Source organism: Streptomyces sp. NPDC043726 (assembly GCF_056436565.1).
Genome location: NZ_JBWKCI010000003.1, coordinates 64566 through 84448 on the forward strand (window position 1 = coordinate 64566; position 19883 = coordinate 84448).

At 70.5% G+C, this 19883-nt stretch carries 19 protein-coding genes; 6 read left to right on the forward strand and 13 right to left on the reverse strand.

Annotated elements, in window-relative coordinates:
• Positions 1-12: 12 nt before the first annotated feature.
• The 4 genes from hpt to dacB all read right to left on the reverse strand — a co-directional run bounded on the left by hpt (position 13) and on the right by dacB (position 4672).
• Positions 13-573 carry a hypoxanthine phosphoribosyltransferase gene (gene hpt, locus AC068Z_RS09265; RefSeq protein ID WP_269664621.1) on the reverse strand — a complete coding sequence of 187 codons (561 nt, stop codon included), beginning with the start codon at positions 571-573 and terminating at the stop codon, positions 13-15.
• 52 nt (positions 574-625) lie between these two features.
• Positions 626-1651 carry a tRNA lysidine(34) synthetase TilS gene (gene tilS, locus AC068Z_RS09270; RefSeq protein WP_478553892.1) on the reverse strand — a complete coding sequence of 342 codons (1026 nt, stop codon included), beginning with the start codon at positions 1649-1651 and terminating at the stop codon, positions 626-628.
• Positions 1652-1844: 193 nt separating this feature from the next.
• Positions 1845-2978: a zinc-dependent metalloprotease gene (locus AC068Z_RS09275; RefSeq protein WP_478553894.1), complete on the reverse strand. Its 1134-nt coding sequence runs from the start codon at positions 2976-2978 to the stop codon at positions 1845-1847.
• Between the two features lie 113 nt (positions 2979-3091).
• Positions 3092-4672, reverse strand: a complete 1581-nt coding sequence (dacB, locus tag AC068Z_RS09280; protein WP_478553896.1) for a D-alanyl-D-alanine carboxypeptidase/D-alanyl-D-alanine endopeptidase — start codon at positions 4670-4672, stop codon at positions 3092-3094.
• Positions 4673-4751: 79 nt separating this feature from the next.
• Between dacB and AC068Z_RS09285 the strand changes: the two genes are divergently transcribed.
• Both AC068Z_RS09285 and AC068Z_RS09290 read left to right on the forward strand, forming a co-directional pair.
• Positions 4752-5243 (forward strand): inorganic diphosphatase, encoded by a 492-nt coding sequence (locus AC068Z_RS09285; RefSeq protein WP_015658794.1) that lies wholly within the window; start codon positions 4752-4754, stop codon positions 5241-5243.
• 117 nt (positions 5244-5360) lie between these two features.
• Positions 5361-7025 (forward strand): threonine/serine exporter family protein, encoded by a 1665-nt coding sequence (locus tag AC068Z_RS09290; protein WP_478553898.1) that lies wholly within the window; start codon positions 5361-5363, stop codon positions 7023-7025.
• 23 nt (positions 7026-7048) lie between these two features.
• Here AC068Z_RS09290 and AC068Z_RS09295 read toward each other — a convergent pair whose 3' ends face one another.
• On the reverse strand, positions 7049-7927 hold the full coding sequence (locus tag AC068Z_RS09295) for a DedA family protein (protein WP_478553900.1): 879 nt from the start codon (positions 7925-7927) through the stop codon (positions 7049-7051).
• Positions 7928-8075: 148 nt separating this feature from the next.
• Between AC068Z_RS09295 and AC068Z_RS09300 the strand changes: the two genes are divergently transcribed.
• Positions 8076-8441, forward strand: coding sequence for a YbjQ family protein (locus AC068Z_RS09300; protein WP_451722861.1), 366 nt, complete (start codon positions 8076-8078; stop codon positions 8439-8441).
• Positions 8442-8458: 17 nt separating this feature from the next.
• On the opposite strand, the gene AC068Z_RS09305 is transcribed toward AC068Z_RS09300, so the two are convergent.
• Positions 8459-9220 carry a MerR family transcriptional regulator gene (locus AC068Z_RS09305; RefSeq protein WP_478553902.1) on the reverse strand — a complete coding sequence of 254 codons (762 nt, stop codon included), beginning with the start codon at positions 9218-9220 and terminating at the stop codon, positions 8459-8461.
• A gap of 112 nt (positions 9221-9332) precedes the next feature.
• Between AC068Z_RS09305 and AC068Z_RS09310 the strand changes: the two genes are divergently transcribed.
• Complete coding sequence (locus tag AC068Z_RS09310; protein WP_478553904.1) at positions 9333-10616, forward strand: ion channel protein; 1284 nt, start codon at positions 9333-9335, stop codon at positions 10614-10616.
• A 27-nt stretch (positions 10617-10643) separates the two neighbouring features.
• A complete protein-coding gene (gad, locus tag AC068Z_RS09315) occupies positions 10644-12038 on the forward strand; it encodes a glutamate decarboxylase (RefSeq protein WP_478553906.1) in 1395 nt (464 codons plus the stop codon).
• Positions 12039-12059: 21 nt separating this feature from the next.
• On the opposite strand, the gene AC068Z_RS09320 is transcribed toward gad, so the two are convergent.
• The 7 genes from AC068Z_RS09320 to AC068Z_RS09350 form a co-directional block, all read right to left on the reverse strand.
• Positions 12060-13250 (reverse strand): beta propeller repeat protein, encoded by a 1191-nt coding sequence (locus tag AC068Z_RS09320; RefSeq protein WP_478553908.1) that lies wholly within the window; start codon positions 13248-13250, stop codon positions 12060-12062.
• Between the two features lie 97 nt (positions 13251-13347).
• A complete protein-coding gene (locus AC068Z_RS09325; RefSeq protein ID WP_478553910.1) occupies positions 13348-14109 on the reverse strand; it encodes an ABC transporter permease in 762 nt (253 codons plus the stop codon).
• Complete coding sequence (locus AC068Z_RS09330) at positions 14106-15080, reverse strand: ATP-binding cassette domain-containing protein (protein ID WP_478554531.1); 975 nt, start codon at positions 15078-15080, stop codon at positions 14106-14108. The genes AC068Z_RS09325 and AC068Z_RS09330 overlap by 4 nt, the downstream gene beginning before the upstream one ends.
• A 67-nt stretch (positions 15081-15147) precedes the next feature.
• Complete coding sequence (locus AC068Z_RS09335; RefSeq protein ID WP_478553912.1) at positions 15148-15789, reverse strand: PadR family transcriptional regulator; 642 nt, start codon at positions 15787-15789, stop codon at positions 15148-15150.
• Positions 15790-15889: 100 nt separating this feature from the next.
• Positions 15890-16426, reverse strand: coding sequence for a DinB family protein (locus tag AC068Z_RS09340; protein WP_478553914.1), 537 nt, complete (start codon positions 16424-16426; stop codon positions 15890-15892).
• 127 nt (positions 16427-16553) lie between these two features.
• Complete coding sequence (locus AC068Z_RS09345) at positions 16554-18014, reverse strand: aldehyde dehydrogenase family protein (RefSeq protein ID WP_478553916.1); 1461 nt, start codon at positions 18012-18014, stop codon at positions 16554-16556.
• 111 nt (positions 18015-18125) lie between these two features.
• Entirely contained in the window at positions 18126-18950 is an 825-nt protein-coding gene (locus tag AC068Z_RS09350; protein WP_451722962.1) for a helix-turn-helix domain-containing protein, read from the reverse strand.
• A gap of 353 nt (positions 18951-19303) precedes the next feature.
• Here AC068Z_RS09350 and AC068Z_RS09355 point away from each other — a divergent pair, with 353 nt between their 5' ends.
• Positions 19304-19852, forward strand: coding sequence for an ATP-binding protein (locus AC068Z_RS09355; protein ID WP_478553918.1), 549 nt, complete (start codon positions 19304-19306; stop codon positions 19850-19852).
• Positions 19853-19883 lie beyond the last annotated feature (31 nt).

Below are 19883 nucleotides of genomic sequence, written 5' to 3' on the forward strand. Positions count from 1 at the left end.
AGCCTGGGGGGGTCAGCCGCCGTAGACGTGGGGCGCGAGCGTACCGACGAACGGGAGGTTGCGGTACTTCTCGGCGTAGTCGAGGCCGTAGCCGACGACGAACTCGTTGGGGATGTCGAAGCCGACCCACTCCACGTCGATGGCGACCTTGGCGGCGTCCGGCTTGCGCAGCAGGGTGCACACCTTCAGCGACTCCGGCTCACGGGAGCCGAGGTTGGACAGCAGCCAGGACAGGGTCAGGCCGGAGTCGATGATGTCCTCGACGATCAGGACGTGCCTGCCCTTGATGTCGGTGTCCAGGTCCTTGAGGATCCGCACCACACCGGAGGACTGGGTGCCCGCGCCGTAGGAGGACACGGCCATCCAGTCCATGGTGACGGGGGTGGACAGCGCCCGGGCGAGGTCCGCCATGACCATCACCGCACCCTTGAGCACGCCGACGATGAGCAGGTCCTTGCCCGCGTACTCCGCGTCGATCTTCGCGGCCAGCTCGGCCAGCTTCGCGTCGATCTCTTCCTTGGTGATGAGCACCTGCTGGAGGTCGGCACCCATGTCTTTCGCGTCCACCCGCATCACTTTCGGTCGTCCCACCGGCCGTCCGCCCCTCCGAACAGGAGGCGAGGATTCAGCCTTGCCGAATCACCAGTCTGCCACCCTGACGCTGGGCCACGACTTTGCCGGGGAGATTGATCGCCCCCTGGCCGCGCCAACCGGTGATCAGCCGGTCGACTTCCTCGATGTGCCGGGCGAAGAGCGAACCCGCGGGGGCGCCCGCCTCGATGGCGGCGCGGCGCAGGATCCGGCGGCGCACGGCGGGCGGGAGGGCGTAGAGCTTGGCGCACTCCAGCAGGCCCGCCGCGTCGCGGACGGAGGCCTCGGCCTGACTGGCCCAGGCGTCGAGGGCGTCGGCGTCGTCCCGGGACAACTGGGCCGTACGGGCGAGGGCCTCCACGACGCCCTTGCCGAGCGCCTTCTCCAGGGCCGGCAGGCCCTCGTGGCGCAGGCGGGAGCGGGTGTAGGCGGGATCGGCGTTGTGCGGGTCGTCCCAGACGGGCAGCGACTGGACCATGCAGGCCCTGCGGGCGGTCTGCCGGTCGAGGGCGAGGAACGGGCGGCGATAACGGCCGTCGGCCCCCGAGACCGCGGCCATTCCGGACAGGGAGCGGATGCCGGAGCCGCGGGCGAGGCCGAGCAGGACGGTTTCGGCCTGGTCGTCGCGGGTGTGGCCGAGCAGGATCGCGGCGGCGCCGTGGCGCTGGGCGGCGGCGTCGAGGGCGGCGTAGCGGGCGTCCCGGGCGGCGGCCTCGGGGCCGCCCTCGCGGCCGACGGTCACGGCGGTGGACTCCACCGGGTCGAGGCCGAGTTCGCGCAGGCGCAGCACCACTTCCTGGGCGCGCAGGTCGGAGCCGGGCTGGAGGCCGTGGTCGACGGTGACACCGCCCGCGCGGATGCCGAGTTTGGGGGCCTCGAAGGCGAGGGCGGAGGCGAGGGCCATGGAGTCGGCGCCGCCGGAGCACGCCACGAGCACGAGCGGCGACGGCGGGCACTCGTGCGGGGGGTCGGCGAGGAGGTGGCTGTGTTCGTTGAGGATGTCGTGGAGGACGCGGCGGACCGCCAGGCGTATCGCCGCGACCGCAGGATGGGGACCCATGTCCGGTTCCCTTCATGAAGTTTTCGGGGGGTGAGCCCGAGGTTCGGTCACTCAGAGTGTGTAGATGGTGACAGAACCGGGCGGTTCCCCGAGCATTGCACGCCTCTCCATGGCCCACGGTCCCTCGGACGGGTGATTGAAGGGGCGTTCGCCTGCCGTCGGCCGGATTCGTTTCACGACCCTTCCCGCGGGGTCACGACTCGGCCCTGCGATGCACCCGCGCGACCCAGTCCGCCGGTTTGGCGATCTCCGCCTTGGTCGGGAGGGTGTTCGGGGAGGTCCACACCCGGTTGAAGCCGTCCATGCCGACCTGGTCGACGACGGCCCGCACGAAGCGCTCGCCGTCGCGGTACTGCCGGAGCTTGGCGTCCAGGCCCAGCAGCTTGCGCAGGGCCATGTCCAGGCGGGATGCCCCCTTGGCGCGGCGCTGCTGGAACTTCTCGCGGATCTCCGCGACCGAGGGCACCACGGCCGGACCCACGCCGTCCATGACGAAGTCGGCGTGACCCTCCAGGAGGGACATCACGGCGGTGAGCCGGCCGAGGATCTCGCGCTGGGCCGGGGTCTGCACGATCTCGACGAAGGAGCGCCCGCCGTCGTCCTCCTCGGCCTCGGGCCGGCCGCCGGCCAGGGACTGCGCGGCCTCCCGGATGCGCTCCAGGACGGTCATGGGGTCGACGTCGGTCTCGCCCAAGAACGACTGGATTTCGCCCTCCAGGTGGTCCCGCAGCCAGGGCACGGCGGTGAACTGGGTGCGGTGGGTCTCCTCGTGCAGGCACACCCACAGGCGGAAGTCGTGGGGCTGTACGTCGAGTTCGCGCTCCACGTGCACGATGTTCGGCGCGACGAGCAGCAGCCGCCCGCCGCCGCCCGCTCCGGCGGGCAGTTCGCGGGTGGCGGGGGCGAAGGTCTCGTACTGGCCGAGGACCCGGGAGGCCAGGAACGACAGCAGCATGCCCAGTTCGACGCCGGTGACCTTGCCGCCCACGGCGCCGAGGACCGCGCCGCCGGGGGTCGCGCCGCGGCGCTCCTGCATCTTGTCGAGGAGCGGTTTGAGGAGTTCCCGGAAACCGGCGACGTTGGCCCGGACCCAGCCCGGCCGGTCGACCACCAGCACGGGGGTGTCGTGGGTCTCCTCGATGCCGAGACCGGTGAACCCCCGGACGTGTTCCTCCGAGGCCTTGGCGTGCCGGCGCAGCTCGGCGACGACCGCACGGGCCTCGTCGCGGCTGACCTCGGGGCCCGGCCGCATCAGCCGGGTCGCGGTCGCCACCGCGAGGTTCCAGTCGACCATCCCAGGAGTTGCGGCACCACCGATGCTCGTCATGCGTCAACCGTACGTGAGCGCTGCCGCTTGGGGCAGGGCGTCGGGGTTGGCCGCGGCTGACGGGGTTTGTCCGGTGCGCGACGACTTCGGCGCCGACCGGACGCCGGACGACGTCACCGGCAGCCGCACGCGGCCAGGGCCGAGGCCGTCGCGTCCAGGGCCGACCGGGCCGCGTCCCGGTCCGGGGCGTCCGTGGCCAGGAACGCGAAGGCCAGCAGGTGGCCGTCCTGGTCCACGACCGTCCCGGCCAGCGCGTTCACCCCGGTCAGCGTCCCCGTCTTCGCCCGTACGATGCCGGCCGCGCCGTCCCCGTAACGAGTGGTCAGGGTGCCGGTGAAGCCGGCCACGGGCAGGCCCGTGAGGATGGGCCGCAGTTCGGGGTGGGCCGGGTCGCCGGACTTGGCCAGCAGGGCCGTCAGCAGATCCGCCGAGAGGCGGTTGTCGCGGTTCAGGCCGCTGCCGTCCTTGAACTCGGCGCCCTTCATGGGCAGTCCGAGCCGCTCGAGTTCGGCGTGGATCGCGCGGCCCGCGCCCGCGAAGTCGGCCCGCTCCCCGGTGGCCACCGCGGTCTGGCGGGCGAGGGCCTCGGCGAGGTCGTTGTCGCTGTTGGTCAGCATGCGTTCGACCAGTGCGGACAGCGGCGGCGAGGACACCTCCGCGAGGGTCTCGGCGCGGCCGGTCGCCTTGGAGGGACCGGGGGACGAGGTCTTGATGCCGTACTCGGCGAGGAACTCCCCGAACGCGCGGGTCGCCTCCGCCGCCGGGTCGGGCACGCGCTTGGCGGTTCCGCTGGTGGAGTCGTCGACACGGGCCTCGTCCGCCATCAGGGCGCTGACCCGCGCGAGGTTCTCGTCGTCCGCCCCGATCGGGTGGACCTCGTCACCCGCGTAGAGCGTGGTGTCGTACGACAGCGTCACCTCGCGCAAGCCGTCCTTCTTCAGGGCGGCGGCGGTCTTCTTCGCCAGGGTGCGCAGGCCGGCCTGGCCCTCGGCGTCCTCGCGGGCGGTGAGCGTGGGGTCGCCGCCGCCGACCAGGACGAGTTCCTCGGTGTCGGCCTCCAGGGCGGTACGGGTGGTGAGGCGGTGGTCCGGGCCGAGGGCGGACAGGACCGCGGCCGCGGTGGCGATCTTCGTGGTGGAGGCGGGGGTGAGCGCGGTCCCGGAGCCGGCGCCGTACAGGCGCTTGCCGGTGGTCACGTCCACGACGGCGGCGGACTGGCGGCCGCCGAGCGCGGGGGCGTCCAGGAGCGGGTCCAGGACGGCTGCCAGGGCCTTTTGGCCCGGTACCGACTTCACCCGGCCGGCGGCGCCGCCGAGACCGCTCAGGACGGACGCGGCGCTGGGGGCGGGCTCGGGGCCCTGGGCGGTCGTAGCGGAATTACGACCGTGATCTGCGCCACCCGTGTGCTCCCGGGCGACTGCCCGGTCCCGCTCGGCCGTACGCTGACCCGAGGAGTCCCAGGGACCGGCGGCGGTCACCACCCCGATGGCCAGCGCGAGGCCCGCGGTGGCGGCGCCGGTGGTGTACTGCCAGGTCTTCGGCCTTGTGACCTGCGTCGACACGGCTCGGCCGAGCCGCGCGACCCGCGGTCGCGTGGCCGTCGCGGCCCGTGCGAGACGCGGTCGTACGGCGCCCGCGATCCGTGCCAGCCGCGGTCCCGCGGCCCGCCAAGGCCTCAGCTCCGGCACGACCACCAGCCCCTTTCGCGATCACACACCTGCGTGAGGGACACTTAATCACCAGAACTATGTGCTGATCATGGAGGAGCCACCGGTGGAGTTCGACGTCACGATCGAGATTCCGAAGGGTTCGCGGAACAAGTACGAGGTGGACCACGAGACCGGTCGGATCCGCCTGGACCGTCGCCTCTTCACCTCGACCGCCTACCCGACCGACTACGGCTTCGTCGAGAACACCCTCGGCGAGGACGGCGACCCGCTGGACGCGCTGGTCATCCTGGACGAGCCGACCTTCCCGGGCTGCCTCATCAAGTGCCGCGCGATCGGCATGTTCCGGATGACGGACGAGGCCGGCGGCGACGACAAGCTGCTGTGCGTTCCGGCGACGGACCCGCGCCAGGAGCACCTGCGTGACATCCACCACGTGTCGGAGTTCGACCGCCTGGAGATCCAGCACTTCTTCGAGGTCTACAAGGACCTGGAGCCCGGCAAGTCCGTCGAGGGCGCCGACTGGGTGGGCCGCACCGAGGCCGAGGCCGAGATCGAGCGTTCCTACAAGCGCTTCAAGGACCAGGGCGGCCACTGAGCACCCAGTCCACCGATGGGCCGCACGCGCACGCGTGCGGCCCATTGTGTTTTGTTGTGTTTTGTGTGCGCATACTGAGGCTTGGCCTTATGGCGTCGTACAGGGAGCGCTGCGCAAGTGACGGATGCGGAGGACCGCAAGCCGCAGTCGGACGAGGCGACCGGCACGTTCGACCCCGAGATCACATCCGAGTTCGCCATTCCGGAAGGGCTCGCCGTCCCTCAGGGGGGCGAGTCGGAGACATCGTCCGAGTTCGCGCTCCCCCAGGGCTTCGACGCTCCGCCGGGCCCGCCCGTGGAGACGGAGGGGTCGGCGTTCAGCCTGCCGCGCACCTATCACGCCAAGGACGCGCCACCCGCGTTCACACCGGCGACCGGCGTTCCCGCGGTCAGTCTGACCAAGAACGTGCCCTGGCAGGACCGGATGCGCACGATGCTGCGCATGCCGGTGGCCGAGCGGCCCGCGCCGGAACGGATCCACAAGGCCGAGGAGGAGGGCCCGGCCGTCCCGCGCGTGCTCGACCTGACCCTGCGCATCGGCGAGCTGCTGCTGGCGGGCGGCGAGGGCGCCGAGGACGTCGAGGCGGCGATGTTCGCGGTCTGCCGGTCCTACGGCCTGGACCGCTGCGAGCCGAACGTCACCTTCACCCTGCTGTCGATCTCCTACCAGCCGTCCCTGGTGGACGATCCGGTGTCGGCGGCGCGTACGGTACGGCGCCGCGGGACCGATTACACGCGGCTCGCGGCCGTGTTCCGGCTGGTGGACGACCTCAGCGACCCGGAGAGCCACATCTCCCTGGAGGAGGCCTACCGGCGGCTCGCGGAGATCCGGCGCAACCGGCACCCGTATCCGACCTGGGTGCTGACCTCGGCGAGCGGGCTGCTCGCGGGCGCGGCCTCGGTGCTGGTCGGTGGTGACCTGATCGTGTTCATCGCCGCCGCGCTGGGCGCGATGCTCGGCGACCGGCTGGCGTGGCTGTGCGCGGGGCGGGGGCTGCCGGAGTTCTACCAGTTCACGGTGGCCGCGATGCCGCCTGCCGCGCTGGGGGTCGCGCTGAATCTGGCGGACGTGGATGCGAAGGCGTCCGCGGTGATCACCGGTGGGCTGTTCGCGCTGCTGCCCGGGCGGGCCCTGGTGGCGGGCGTCCAGGACGGTCTGACCGGGTTCTACATCACTGCCTCCGCGCGGCTGCTGGAGGTCATGTACTTCTTCGTGGGGATCGTCGTCGGGGTGCTGATCATCCTGTACTTCGGCGTGAACCTCGGCGCCAAGCTGAACCCGGACGCGGCACTGAACATCTCCGAGCGGCCGTACTGGCAGATCGGCGCGTCCATGCTGCTGTCGCTGACCTTCGCGGTGCTGCTGCAGCAGGAACGATCCACCGTGCTGGCGGTGACCCTGAACGGCGGAGTCGCCTGGTCGGTGTACGGCGCGCTGCACTACACGGCCGGCCTGTCACCGGTCGCTTCCACGGCCGTGGCGGCGGGCCTCGTCGGGCTGTTCGGGCAGTTGCTCTCGCGGTACCGGTTCGCGTCGGCCCTGCCGTACACGACCGCGGCGATCGGGCCCCTGCTGCCGGGATCCGCTACCTACTTCGGGCTGTTGTCCATCGCGCAGAACGAGGTGGACAAGGGGCTGGTGTCGCTGGCCACGGCCGCGTCCCTGGCCATGGCCATCGCCATCGGGGTGAACCTGGGGTCGGAGATCTCGCGCCTGTTCCTGCGGATTCCGGGCGGATCGGGGGCGGGGCGCAGGGCCGCGAAGCGGACTCGCGGTTTCTGAGCGCCCGCGCCCCTCCCGGGGTTCTAGTAGCCCTGGTTGTCGTACGGGTACTGGTTGTTCTGCTGCTGGCCGCCGTACTGCTGCTGGTTGCCGTAGGACTGCGGGTACTGCTGGGCGTAAGGCTGCTGCCGGCCGTAGTACTCGTTGCCGTACTGCTGCTGCGGGGGCTCGTCCGTCGGGTCGATGCGACGGAGCTGGGTCGTCGCGTCGTCCATCTGCGGCTGCTGCTGGTACTGCTGGTGCTGCTGCGCGGGCGGGGCCGCCGGCGCCTCGGCCGCCGCCCGCTTCTTCTTGGAGCGCTCGCGGAGGTACTCGATGATGATCGGGACGACCGAGAGGAAGACGATCAGGATGAGGATCGCCTCGACGTTGGTCTTGATGAAGGTGATCTGGCCGAGCCAGTAGCCGGCGAGGGTGACGCCGGTGCCCCAGGCGATGCCGCCGATGATGTTGTACGTCAGGAAGGTGCGGTACTTCATCCGGCCGGCGCCGGCCACGATGGGCGCGAAGGTGCGCACGATCGGCACGAAGCGGGCCAGCACGATCGCCTTCGGGCCGTACTTCTCCATGAACTCGTGGGCCTTCTCCAGGTTCTCCTGTTTGAAGAGCTTGGAGTTGGGCCGGTTGAAGAGCTTCGGGCCGAAGAACTTGCCGATCATGTAGCCGACCTGGTCGCCGATGACGGCGGCGAGCACGATCAGGGTGCAGACCAGCCACAGCGGCTGGGTGATGTACGTCCCCTCGGCCACGAAAAGGCCCGCCGTGAACAGCAGCGAGTCACCGGGCAGGAAGGCGAAGAGGCCCGACTCCGCGAAGACGATCAGCAGAATGCCGGGCAGGCTGAAGGTCTCGATCAGGTAGTCCGGGCTGAGCCACTCGGGGCCGAGCGCAAGCGTGGTCACGGGTTCGTGGCTCCTGCGGGGTGGGGCGGGCGGGGGCTGATGCTCAAAAGTACCAACGCGGCACTCCTACCAACGCACCGCTGGAGTCCCAGGTTCCATGGGCGCGCAAAGGATGCGCCGTGGTCCGGCTCGGGCAAAGCTGTGAACCATGGGCATCGAAGAGTACGGCGGCGGACAGGGCCCTCAGCCCGACGTCCTGGTGGTGACCACGAACGACGTACCCGGCCACCGGGTGCAGGAGGTCATCGGTGAGGTCTTCGGGTTGACGGTGCGCTCCCGGCATCTGGGCAGCCAGATCGGCGCGGGACTGAAGTCGATGATCGGCGGTGAGCTCAAAGGGCTCACCAAGACGCTGGTGGAGACCCGCAACCAGGCCATGGATCGGCTCGTCGAGCAGGCACGCGCGCGTGGCGCCAACGCGGTGCTCGCGTTCCGGTTCGACGTGACGGAGGCCGCCGACGTGGGCACGGAGGTGTGCGCGTACGGGACGGCCGTGGTCGTGGCCCGGGAGTAGGCCCCCCGGGCCGGACCTCATGCGTCGTGGCGGGCGGCGTTCGCCGTGATCGCGTCCCTGAGGTGCTGGGCGAGCCCTTCGCGCGTGGCGTCGTAGAACGCCTTGAAGCGCTCGTCCGAGACGTACATCTCACCCAGGCACCGGTGCATCTCGTACGGGCAGTCGTAGTACCACTTGCCGATGTGGCGGCGGTGTTCCTCGGCCAGGTCCATCGCCGCCTCACCGGTCGGCTGTTCGCCGGCGGCCATCAGGGCGCTGTAGCGCTCCATCCAGTCGGCACCTTCGGCCTGGATGCGTTTCCAGTCCTCCTTGGTGTAACTCGCGGCGCGGCGCTGCGACTCGGCGTAGGCCTCGGTGCCGCCCCAGCGCTGCTCCGCCTCCTCGGCGTACTGCTCCGGGTCCTTGTCGCCGAAGACCTCGAAGCGCTCCTCCGGCGTGAGATTGATCCCCATCGTGCGTGCCTCCATGGCCTGCTCCACGGCCGCCGCCATCTTCTGCAGCTTCTCGATCCGGGCGGTCAGCAGTTCGTGCTGGCGGCGCAGATGCGCGCGCGGGTCCGTGTCCGGATCGTCGAGCAGGGCGGCGACCTCGTCGAGCGGGAAGCCGAGCTCCCGGTAGAACAGGATCTGTTGCAGCCGGTCGAGGTCGCCGTCGCCGTAGCGCCGGTGGCCCGCGTGACTGCGCTCGCTCGGGACGAGCAGGCCGATGTCGTCGTAGTGGTGCAGCGTACGCACCGTCACACCGGCGAAGCCCGCGACCTGTCCCACGGAGTAGCTCACTTCGTCCGCTCCCTTCTCGGTACGCACTCCACGGTGAATCCTCACGCCACGTGAGGTGCAAGCCCATTTCATGTGACCGATTTGCCGCAATCGTCCGCTTATTGTGTCCCTCGTGGCTCAGGACTCCGCGCCGCAGGCGCCCGCTCCCCCGGCGACCCCGGCACGCGCCCTGCTCCCGTTGATCCTCCCCGCCCTGTTGGTGGGCGTGGGTGCGAGCCTGCTGCTCCTCGGGGTGAGCGAGGCGGCCGAGGCCCTTCAAGGCGTGCTGTGGAAGGACCTGCCCGACGCGCTGGGCGTGGGCCGCTATTCCGTGCTGTGGATGATGATCATGCTGACCGCGACCGGCGTGGCCGTCGGTCTGGTGGTGTGGAAGGCGCCCGGGCACGCCGGGCCCGATCCGGCCTCCACCGGTCTGGACGCTCCCGTCCTGCCGCCCGTCGCGCTGCCGGGCCTGCTGCTGGCGACCGCGCTGATGCTCGCGGGCGGCCCGAGCCTGGGCCCGGAGAACCCGATCATCGCCGTCAATGTCGGACTCACCTTCTGGCTCGGCTGCCGGTTCCTGCCCCGGGCGCCGGGTGCGCTGTGGCCGGTGCTCGCGGAGGCGGCCACGATCGGCGCGCTGTTCGGCACGCCGGTGGGAGCCGCCCTGGTGATCTCGGAGGCGCTGGCCGGGCGCAAGGCGCAGGGAGCCCTGTGGGACAACGTCTTCGCCCCGCTGATGGCGGCCACGGCCGGGGCCATCACCGCCTCACTGATCGCCCGTCCGGCCTTCGACCTGGACCTGCCCGCCTTCGGACACCCCGGCTGGGCTGACCTCCTGGCGGCACTGGTCGTCGCCTCGGCGGGCGCGCTGCTCGGCCTGACGGCGGTGTACGCCTTCCCGTACGTCCATGCCGCCTTCTCCCGGCTGCGGCACCCGATGCTGATGCTTCCGGTGGGCGGGGTGGTCCTGGGGCTGCTGGCGGCGCTGGGCGGGCATCTGACGCTCTTCAAAGGGCTGGACGAGGTCGGGGAGCTGGCCGCCGATCCCGACGGCTGGTCGTCCGGCGAGTTCGCCACCATGGCGGTGGTGAAGCTGGCCGCCATGGTCGTCGCGACCTGCTGCGGCTTCCGGGGTGGGCGGATCTTCCCGGCCGTCTTCGTCGGTGTCGCCCTCGGCCTGTGCGCCCATGCGCTGGTGCCGGAGGTGCATCCGTCGCTGGGCGTCGCGACGGCCGTGCTCGGTGTGCTGCTCGCCATCACCCGGCAGGGCTGGATCAGCCTGTTCGTCGCCGCCGTCCTGGTCGCCTCCCCCTCTCTCCTCGCCGTGCTGTGCGTGGCCTCGCTGCCCGCCTGGCTGCTGGTGACCGGCCGCCCTCAGTTGCAGCTGCGCGAGGACGGCACCCCGGTCCGCTGAACTCCCCCCGTCGCTCAAGGAGACTCAATGGCGCTGCACAAGGGCCCCAGCCGGCCCGATGACCGCCCCCTGGCCGTCAACCCCTTCTACGGCCAGGCCAACCCGGTCGTCGAAATGACCGAGGCACCACCCCAGCACCGCCTCCCGGACGGCCCGCTGCCGCCGATGACGGCCTATCAGCTCGTCCACGACGAGCTGATGCTGGACGGCAACTCCCGGCTGAACCTGGCCACCTTCGTCACCACCTGGATGGAGCCGCAGGCGGGGGTGCTGATGGCGGAGTGCCGGGACAAGAACATGATCGACAAGGACGAGTACCCGCGCACCGCCGAGCTGGAGCGGCGCTGCGTGGCGATGCTCGCCGACCTCTGGCACGCACCCGACCCGTCGGCGGCCGTGGGCTGCTCGACGACCGGTTCGAGCGAGGCGTGCATGCTCGCGGGGATGGCGCTCAAGCGCCGCTGGAGCAAGCGGAACACCGGCGGCCGCCCCAATCTCGTCATGGGCGTGAACGTCCAGGTCTGCTGGGACAAGTTCTGCAACTTCTGGGAGGTCGAGGCGCGCCAAGTGCCCATGGAGGGCGGGCGTTTCCACCTCGATCCGCAGGCCGCGGTCGAGCTGTGCGACGAGAACACCATCGGGGTCGTGGGCGTCCTCGGCTCCACCTTCGACGGCTCCTACGAGCCGATCGCCGACCTGTGCGCCGCCCTGGACTCCCTCCAGGAACGCACCGGGCTCGACATCCCGGTGCACGTGGACGGCGCCTCCGGCGCGATGGTCGCCCCCTTCCTGGACGAGGACCTGGTCTGGGACTTCCGCCTCCCCCGGGTGGCGTCCATCAACACCTCCGGGCACAAGTACGGGCTGGTCTACCCCGGCGTCGGCTGGGCCCTGTGGCGCGACAGGGCGGCCCTGCCCGAGGAACTCGTCTTCCGGGTGAACTACCTGGGCGGCGACATGCCGACCTTCGCGCTCAACTTCTCCCGCCCGGGCGCCCAGGTCGTCGCGCAGTACTACACCTTCCTGCGGCTCGGCCGCGAAGGCTACCGGGCCGTCCAGCAGGCCTCCCGCGACGTCGCCAACCACCTCGCCGAGCGCGTCGAGTCCCTCGGTGACTTCGAACTGCTCACCCGGGGCGACCAGTTGCCCGTCTTCGCCTTCACCACGGCACCCGAGGTGAAGGCGTACGACGTCTTCGACGTCTCCCGCCGGCTGCGCGAGCACGGCTGGCTGGTGCCCGCGTACACCTTCCCGCCGAACCGCGAGGACCTGTCCGTGCTGCGGGTGGTGTGCCGCAACGGCTTCTCCACCGACCTCGCGGCCCTGCTGATCGAGGACCTGGAACGACTGCTGCCGGAACTGCGACGGCAGTCGCATCCGCTGGGGCGGGACGTGGGGCAGGCGACCGCGTTCCATCACTAGGGCACGCTCTGCCGGCGGCTCTCACCGGGCCGCCTCCCCCAGAGCGAAGCGGTGCCAGCGCACCCCGTCCGCCGATATGCGGTATTCGCCGTTGCCGTAGCTGTCACTCCACAGCCAGCCGAGCGGGGTGCGGGTCACCGAGCCGGACGGGGCCCGGCCGCTGCCGCGCGGGCTGAAGGTGCGGGCGCCGTCGATGCTGCGCCAGACGCCGGTCTCGCCGTACACCGTGACGCTTCCGTCGCCGGCCGCGACGAGGTCGCCGAGGATCGACAGGGGTTCGACGCCCTCGCGGTAGGTCCAGACTCGCCTCCAGGTGCTGCCGCCGTCGGTACTGGTGTGGATCGCGCGCAGGCCGTTCTTCACCTGCTCCTCCTCCGGGAGCTGGCCCGGCTGGACGGCGAAGAGCCGCTCGGCGGCGGGGACGACGCGCAAGCCCCAACTCCCTCTGCCGGGACGGGCGATGCGCGTCACCGCCCAGGTGCGCCCGCGGTCGTCGCTCTTCGCCAGCGCCGGTCGGCCGGCGTCGTCGAGGCCGGAGACGAAGAGCGCGTCGCGGGCCACGTCACCGGCCGGTGCGAGGATGCCCTTCAACGGCGGTTGCCGCTTCAGGACGCGGTGTTCGCCGGTGTCGGGCATGACCACCAGCAGGCGGTTGCGGGCGCAGAAGCTGAGGTCCGGCTCCGGCTCCAGGCACTCCTCGGCCAGGAGAGCGCCCTCGGGGACGGTCGCGGTGCTGCCCCTCGGCCTGGTCGAACCGCGGGTCCAGGTGAGGCCGCCGTCCCGGGTGAACCAGGTCGGGGCCGGCTCCGACCAGTTCTCGCTCTGGTCGATGATCACGGCGCGGCCCGGCCCCAGCGCCGTGAGGCCCGCGGTGATGCCCAGGTCTCCGGTGACGTCCGGCAGCGGCGACGTGGCCAGGCCCCAGCGCCGGGCGCCCTTGTCGAGGACGGCCACGTGCTGTTCGCACCGGGGTTCCGCGCACTCCGCGAGCAGGGCGAAGCCCGAGCCGTCGGCAGCGAAGCCGAGACTGTGGGACCAGCCGGGCAGGCCCGGAGCGGAGGGTATGCGCGGAGGGGGAGCGGCCGAGCTTTCCCCGCGCCCGGAACGGGAATCCGACCCCGCTGCGTCGCACGCGGCCAGCGAGAGCAGCAGGAGCAGAACCGCGGCCGCGGCCCCGAGCGACAGCATCGCCCTCGACGTATGAAATCTCATGGATCCCCCCGGTCTGCGGTGGTCAGCAGCGGATTGCTACTTCTGGTACACCGCGGACCGGGCCCGGGTTCCACTCCCGTCCGGACTTTCTGCCGGACTACTTGCTCAACCGCCCGAACCTCCGCACCGCCAGCGGAAAGAACACCGCCAGCAGGACCAGCGGCCAGACGACCGCCGCCCAGATGTGGCCCGGTTCGCCGCCCGGGCTGCCGAAGAGGTCCCGGACGGCGGTGGCGGTCTGGGACATCGGGTTCCACTCGACCACCGTGCCCAGCCAGCCCGGCATGGACTCGGGGGTGGCGAAGGCGTTGGAGAGGAAACCGACCGGCCAGACCAGGATCTGCACGGCCTGCACCATCTCCGGCTTCCCCGCCACCATCGCCAGGTGGATGCCGATCCACAGCATCGCGAACCGGAACAGCAGCAGCAGCCCCACCGCGCCCAGGAAACCGCCCAACGAGCCGTTCGCCCGCCAGCCGAGCGCGTGGCCGACACCGATCAGCACCGCCAGGCCGAGCGCCGACTGGAGCATGTCGGCGACCGAACGGCCCACCAGCACGGCCCCGTTGGCCATCGGCATCGAGCGGAACCGGTCGATGACGCCCTTGTTGAGGTCCTGGGTGACGGCGATCATCGTGGCCTCCAGACCGAAGGCCATGGTGAGCGCGAGCATGCCGGGCACCAGATAGTCGATGTAGTCGCCCCGCACTCCCCGGCCGCCGCCGACGAGGTAGCCGAACATCACCAGCAGCATCACGGGGAAGACGAGCCCGACGACCATCTGGACCGGCTGCCGCGCCCAGTGGGCGAGTTCGCGGCGGGTCATGGTCCAGGAGTCGGTCAGTGCGTACGTGGTCATACGGCCTCCTTGGCCCGGTCCGCACGATCCGCGCGGTCCGCCGTCAGATGCAGGAACACCTCGTCCAGGGTCGGCCGGCGCAGGGCGACGTCCGCCGCCTCGATGCCGGCCTCCTCCAGGGCACGTACGACCCCGGAGAGCGCCGCCATCCGGTCGGTGACGGCGGCGCTCAGCAGCCGCCGGTCGGCGTCGACCCGGACGCCCGCCGGGTCGAACGGCAACAGGGCCACGGCGGCGCCCAGTTGCCCCGCGTCGCGCAGGACGACGTCGATACGGTCGCCGCCGATGGCCGCCTTCAGCTCGTCGGCCGTACCGTCGGCGACGACCCGTCCCGCGTCGACGACCGAGATGCGGTCGGCGAGCTGGTCGGCCTCCTCCAGGTACTGCGTGGTGAGCAGGACCGTCGTGCCGCCGCCCACCAGGGAGCGGACCGCGGCCCACACCTCCGCGCGGCCGCGGGGGTCGAGGCCGGTCGTGGGTTCGTCCAGGAACAGCACCTCCGGATCGGTGATCAAGGACGCGGCGAGGTCCAGGCGGCGCCGCATACCGCCGCTGTACTGCCGTACCGCCTTGCGGCCGGTTTCGGTCAGGTCGAAGCGCTCCAGGAGCTCGTCGGCCCGCACGCGCGCGTGCCGGGCGCCCAGGTGGTACAGGCGGCCGAACATCTCCAGGTTCTGGCGGCCGCCGAGTTCCTCGTCGAGGGCCGCGTGCTGGCCGAGCAGGCCGATGCGGTGGCGGACCTCGCGGGCCTGCCGTACGACGTCGTGCCCGGCCACCTCGACACGGCCGCCGTCGGGCCGCAGCAGGGTGGACAGGACGCGGACCAAGGTCGTCTTGCCGGCGCCGTTCGGGCCCAGCACGCCGTGGACCGTCCCGCGGGTGACCCGCAGGTCGAGACCGTCCAGGGCCTTCTTCTCGCCGTACTTCTTGTGTGCGCCTTCGACGTAAATCGCCGGGTCGGACACGAACACTCCCTCGCTAGTCAAAGTTGACTACAAGCTTGAGGGTAATACCCGCGACGTCGTTCGTCAAACTTGATTAGTCGACATCCTCCGAATGCCGCTCCCCCGTCGCGTACGGGTTCTCCTCGCCCTCCGCGAGGATGGCGACGAACGGCTCGCCCTCCCCCGCGAAGGTGTAGGCGCCGCCCTCGATCCGCTCGATCAGCCCCTGGGTCCACTCGGCCTCGGCGTCGGCCGTGTGGACCCAGAGGTTCATGATCTCGCCGATGTGGCCCAGCTGGCCGGGGCCTTCCTCGGGGACGTAGTGCTCGGTGACCGCCGAGCGCCACTCCTCGCTGCGCCGGATCCGTTCCTTGAGCAGGGACACCGTCTCCGCGCGCGGGAGGTCCACCATGAAGCCGATGGCCGCCGACTTGACGTCCATCTTCTGGTCGTAGGAGACCAGCGCCTCCCGGACCAGCCGGAGGTACTCCTCGGTGCCCTGCTCCGTGATCTCGTACTCGGTGCGGGGCGGGCCCCCGGCCGTGGACGGCGCGATCTCGTGCGCGTGCAGCAGCCCCTGCTTCGCCATCTGTTTCAGGGCGTGGTAGATCGAGCCGGGCTTGGCGTTGGACCACTCGTGCGCGCCCCAGTACTCCAGGTCGTTGCGCACCTGGTAGCCGTGGGCCCGCCCGTGCTGGCGGACCGCGCCGAGCACCAGGAGACGGATCGCTGACATGCGGTCCAGGTTATGGCCTTGGGCTTGCGCTCAGGACACGACCTATGCCCTCGGCCTAGGGCTCAGGACATGACCTGCGCCCTCGGCCCACTCCCCGCGCTCAGCCCTGGGCGAGGGCCACCAGCTCGAAGGCCGTCTTCCCGTCCAGCGACTCCCGGATGATGTCCGCGTGCCCGGCGTGCCGGGCGGTCTCGCGGATCAGGTGCAGGCAGAGCCAGCGCATCGAGAGCCACTCGTCCTTGGGGTTCCAGGACGCGGCCGGCAGCAGGAAGGTGTCGTCCAGGCTCGGGACCGACCGGATGAACGCCTCCGTCTCGGCGGCCACTTTCTCGTAGTACGCGAGTTGCTGTTCCACGGTCTCGTCACCGACCAGCTGGAAGCACTCGTGCCAGTTCGTCTCGTCCCGGTGGACGGCCGGCGGCTCGCCCTTGGCGCGGGCGATCCAGCCCTGTTCGACCTCGGCGACGTGCTTGAGCAGTCCGGCCAGGGACAGTTCGCTGGCGCTGGGGTGCGAGGACGCCTGCTCGTCGGTCAGGCCCAGCACCGACCGGCGGATGCCGCCGCGCTGCTCCGCGATGAAGTCGAGCAGCGCTCCGCGCTCGTCGCCGGGTGCTTCCGCGGGAACGTGAGTGACCATGGCCGGCCGCCTTTCGTCGGTGGGGCTCCTTGCCTGACACCCACGAAGCTACGGGCCATTGAGGTCAGTTTCTGGCCTCAATGGCCCGCGCGGAGAGAAATACCTGCCTGGGGGAAGAACAGCGGCCCTAGAAGGGGAAGCCGCTCCGCCCGTGCTGCACCGAGATCCACTTCAGCGTGGTGAACGCGTCCAGCATCGTCTCGCCGTTCAGACGGCCGAGCCCGGAGTGCTTCTCGCCGCCGAAGGGGACGATCGGCTCGTCGTGGACAGTGCCGTCGTTCACGTGGAACATGCCCGTGTCGATCCGCTTGGCGAAGGAGACGCCCCGCTCGATGTCCCCGGTGTGGACGGCGCCGCTGAGGCCGTAGGGGGTGTCGTTGACGAGGCGCACGGCCTCCTCCTCGCCGTCGAACGGGACGAGGAAGACGACCGGTCCGAAGACCTCCTGCCGGAGCAGGGCGGAGTCGGCCGGAAGGCCGGTCAGGACGGACGGCTCGACGAGGTTGTCGGTGGTCGCACCCCGCACCAGGGCGGTCGCCCCCTCGGCCACGGCCTGCTCGACGACGCCCGAAACGGCGTCCGCCTGCGAGGAGTTGATGACCGGACCGATGACGGTCTCCGGGTCGCGCGGGTCGCCGGCCTTGAGCGTCCTCACCTTGGCGACGAACTTCTCCGTGAACTCGTCGGCGATCGTACGGTCGACCAGGACGCGGTTGGCGGCCATGCAGACCTGGCCCTGGTGGACGTAACGGCTGAAGACCGCGGCGTCGACGGCGTAGTCGAGGTCGGCGTCGTCGAGGACCACCAGCGCGCTGTTGCCGCCGAGTTCGAGGACCGAGCGCTTGAAGTTCGAGGCGCAGACCGTCGCGACATGGCGGCCGACCTTGTCGGAGCCGGTGAAGGAGATGACCTTCGGGATCGGGTGCTCGATGAAGGCGTCGCCGATCTCGGCTATGTCGGTCACCACGACGTTGAGCAGTCCGCCCGGCAGGCCCGCGTCCTCGAAGAGCTTCGCGACCAGGGTGCCGCCGACGATCGGGGTGTTCTGGTGCGGCTTGAGGACGACGCCGTTGCCGAGCGCGAGGGCCGGGGCGACCGACTTCAGGGACAGCAGGAAGGGGAAGTTGAACGGGCTGATCACACCGACGACCCCGACCGGGACGCGGTAGACGCGGTTCTCCTTGCCGTCCACCGGCGAGGGGATGATCCGGCCCTCGGGGCGCAGCGCCAGATGGACCGCCTCGCGCAGGAACTCCTTGGCGAGGTGGAGCTCGAAGGCCGCCTTCAGCCGCGTACCGCCGAGCTCGGCGATGATCATCTCGCTGATCTCCGCCTCCCGGTCCTCGATGATCCTGAGGGCCTTCTCGAAGACGGCGCGGCGCGCGTACGCGTTGGTCGCGGCCCACTCCTTCTGGGCGCGGGCGGCGGCCTGGTAGGCCTGATCCACCTCGTCGACCGTGGCTATGGTGATCGAGGCGAGCTTCTCACCGTCGTACGGGTTGAAGTCGATGATGTCCCAGGAGCCGGTGCCCGGGCGCCACTCACCGTCGATGTACTGCTGGGCCAGGTCGGTGAAGTAGGACGACATGTGATCCCTCAATCCCCTAACGGGCATCCCTGCGGACACCTGATCAGCTTCTGATCAGCTCCACGGTCAGATCATCCCCACGGTCTGATCACGCGTCATCGTACTTGTGTTTCAAGACAGTTGGAGGAGACCCCGGAGAAGGTCCCGGCTCTCGTGCGGGCCCGGGCTGTCGTGCTGGAGTTCCTTCAGCGCCTTCTCGTACTGGGCGACGTCCTCGTGCTTGTCCAGATACAGCGCGCTGGTGAGCTGCTCCAGATAGACGACGTCCGACAGGTCGGACTCCGGGAAGCTGAGGATCGTGAAGGCGCCGGACTCGCCGGAGTGGCCGCCGAAGCTGAACGGCATGATCTGCAGGCGCACGTTGGGGCGTTCGGAGATCTCGATGAGGTGCTGGAGCTGCCCGCGCATCACCTCCCGGTCGCCGTAGGGGCGGCGCAGGGCGGCCTCGTCGAGGACGATGTGGAACTCCGGGGCGTTCTCGTCGACGAGGTACTTCTGCCGCTCCAGGCGAAGCGCCACCCGCCGTTCCACGTCGGCCTCGCTCGCGCCCTTCATCCCGCGCCGGACGACCGCGCGGGCGTAGGCCTCGGTCTGCAGCAGGCCGTGCACGAACTGCACCTCGTACGCCCGGATCAGCGCGGCGGCGCCCTCCAGGCCGACGTAGGTGGGGAACCAGCTGGGCAGCACGTCGGAGTAACTGTGCCACCAGCCCGCGACGTTGGCCTCCTTGGCGAGGGAGAGCAGCGAGGTGCGCTCGACCTCGTCCGTGATGCCGTACAGCGTCAACAGGTCTTCGACGTCCCTGGTCTTGAAGCTCACCCGGCCCAACTCCATCCGGCTGATCTTCGACTCGGACGCGCGGATCGAATACCCCGCGGCCTCACGCGTGATCCCGCGTGCCTCACGCAGTCGCCTGAGTTGCGAGCCGAGCAGCATGCGCCGCACCACCGATCCGGGCTCTCCCGCGCTCACGTTCGCCAGCCTCCCCAACCTCTTCAGGGCCCGAAGTCTGCCACTAAAACACTCCGAGCTGTACTCGCCTGATTACAGAGACGGAAAGAAGCCAAAGATTTCCTTCAGGAAGGGGGAAGCGGAAGGCAAGCGGGGAGCGAGAAGATGGCGGAAAAAATGGCCAACAAGCGGTACGGGAGGGTCCAATTCGGTCACGTGCACGTGCATCTGCCCTTGCATCTGCTGTACGCATCCGAAACCATGGTCCCGCGCAACCGCTGCATCGCAACGACCGCGAATTCCCGGGAGTGCCTCGCATGGGGACGAATGGATCGACCATGCTCGAGCCGTTACGGCAGGGCCTTCCGCCGCTGGATCCCGCGGCCGTGTCCAACGCCGCCTCCTGCGCACTGCCCGCCCGCTACGAAGCGGTCCGCGAGGCACGGCAGTTCACCCGCAGAACACTGGACCAGTGGGACATAGGCGAACGATTCGACGACGTCTGCCTGGTCGTGTCCGAACTCGTCACCAACGCGCTGCGTCACGGCCTGCCGCTTCCCCACCGCCACCCTTCCAACGAGGCCCTGCGGGCCACGCCTTTCGATCCGTCGACCCACCCGCGCGGGTGCGAGCAGACGCCTCCGGTACGGCTGCATCTGATGCGGTGGACCGAGCGGCTGGTGTGCGCGGTGCGCGACCCCAGCCACGACAGCCCGGTCGCGCGCGACTCGGACGACTTCTCGGCGGAGTCCGGGCGCGGGCTGTTCCTGGTGGACTCCTTCGCGGACGGCTGGGGCTGGCACCCGCTGGCCGGCACGCTCAACGGCAAGGTGGTCTGGGCGCTGTTCCGACTGCCGCAGGGGCCGCGGCCGAGCCCTGCCGAGTGAGGAACCGCGGCGCTTCACGGCGTCACGGTTC

Coding starts and splice junctions, on each gene's coding strand:
- hpt (WP_269664621.1), bottom strand. CDS start 573: ATGCGGGTGGACGCGAAAGACATGGGTGCCGACCTCCAGCAGGTGCTC.
- AC068Z_RS09340 (WP_478553914.1), bottom strand. CDS start 16,426: ATGGTCACTCACGTTCCCGCGGAAGCACCCGGCGACGAGCGCGGAGCG.
- AC068Z_RS09325 (WP_478553910.1), bottom strand. CDS start 14,109: ATGACCACGTACGCACTGACCGACTCCTGGACCATGACCCGCCGCGAA.
- AC068Z_RS09335 (WP_478553912.1), bottom strand. CDS start 15,789: ATGTCAGCGATCCGTCTCCTGGTGCTCGGCGCGGTCCGCCAGCACGGG.
- AC068Z_RS09320 (WP_478553908.1), bottom strand. CDS start 13,250: ATGAGATTTCATACGTCGAGGGCGATGCTGTCGCTCGGGGCCGCGGCC.
- AC068Z_RS09275 (WP_478553894.1), bottom strand. CDS start 2,978: ATGACGAGCATCGGTGGTGCCGCAACTCCTGGGATGGTCGACTGGAAC.
- tilS (WP_478553892.1), bottom strand. CDS start 1,651: ATGGGTCCCCATCCTGCGGTCGCGGCGATACGCCTGGCGGTCCGCCGC.
- AC068Z_RS09300 (WP_451722861.1), top strand. CDS start 8,076: ATGGGCATCGAAGAGTACGGCGGCGGACAGGGCCCTCAGCCCGACGTC.
- AC068Z_RS09350 (WP_451722962.1), bottom strand. CDS start 18,950: ATGCTGCTCGGCTCGCAACTCAGGCGACTGCGTGAGGCACGCGGGATC.
- gad (WP_478553906.1), top strand. CDS start 10,644: ATGGCGCTGCACAAGGGCCCCAGCCGGCCCGATGACCGCCCCCTGGCC.
- AC068Z_RS09345 (WP_478553916.1), bottom strand. CDS start 18,014: ATGTCGTCCTACTTCACCGACCTGGCCCAGCAGTACATCGACGGTGAG.
- AC068Z_RS09355 (WP_478553918.1), top strand. CDS start 19,304: ATGCTCGAGCCGTTACGGCAGGGCCTTCCGCCGCTGGATCCCGCGGCC.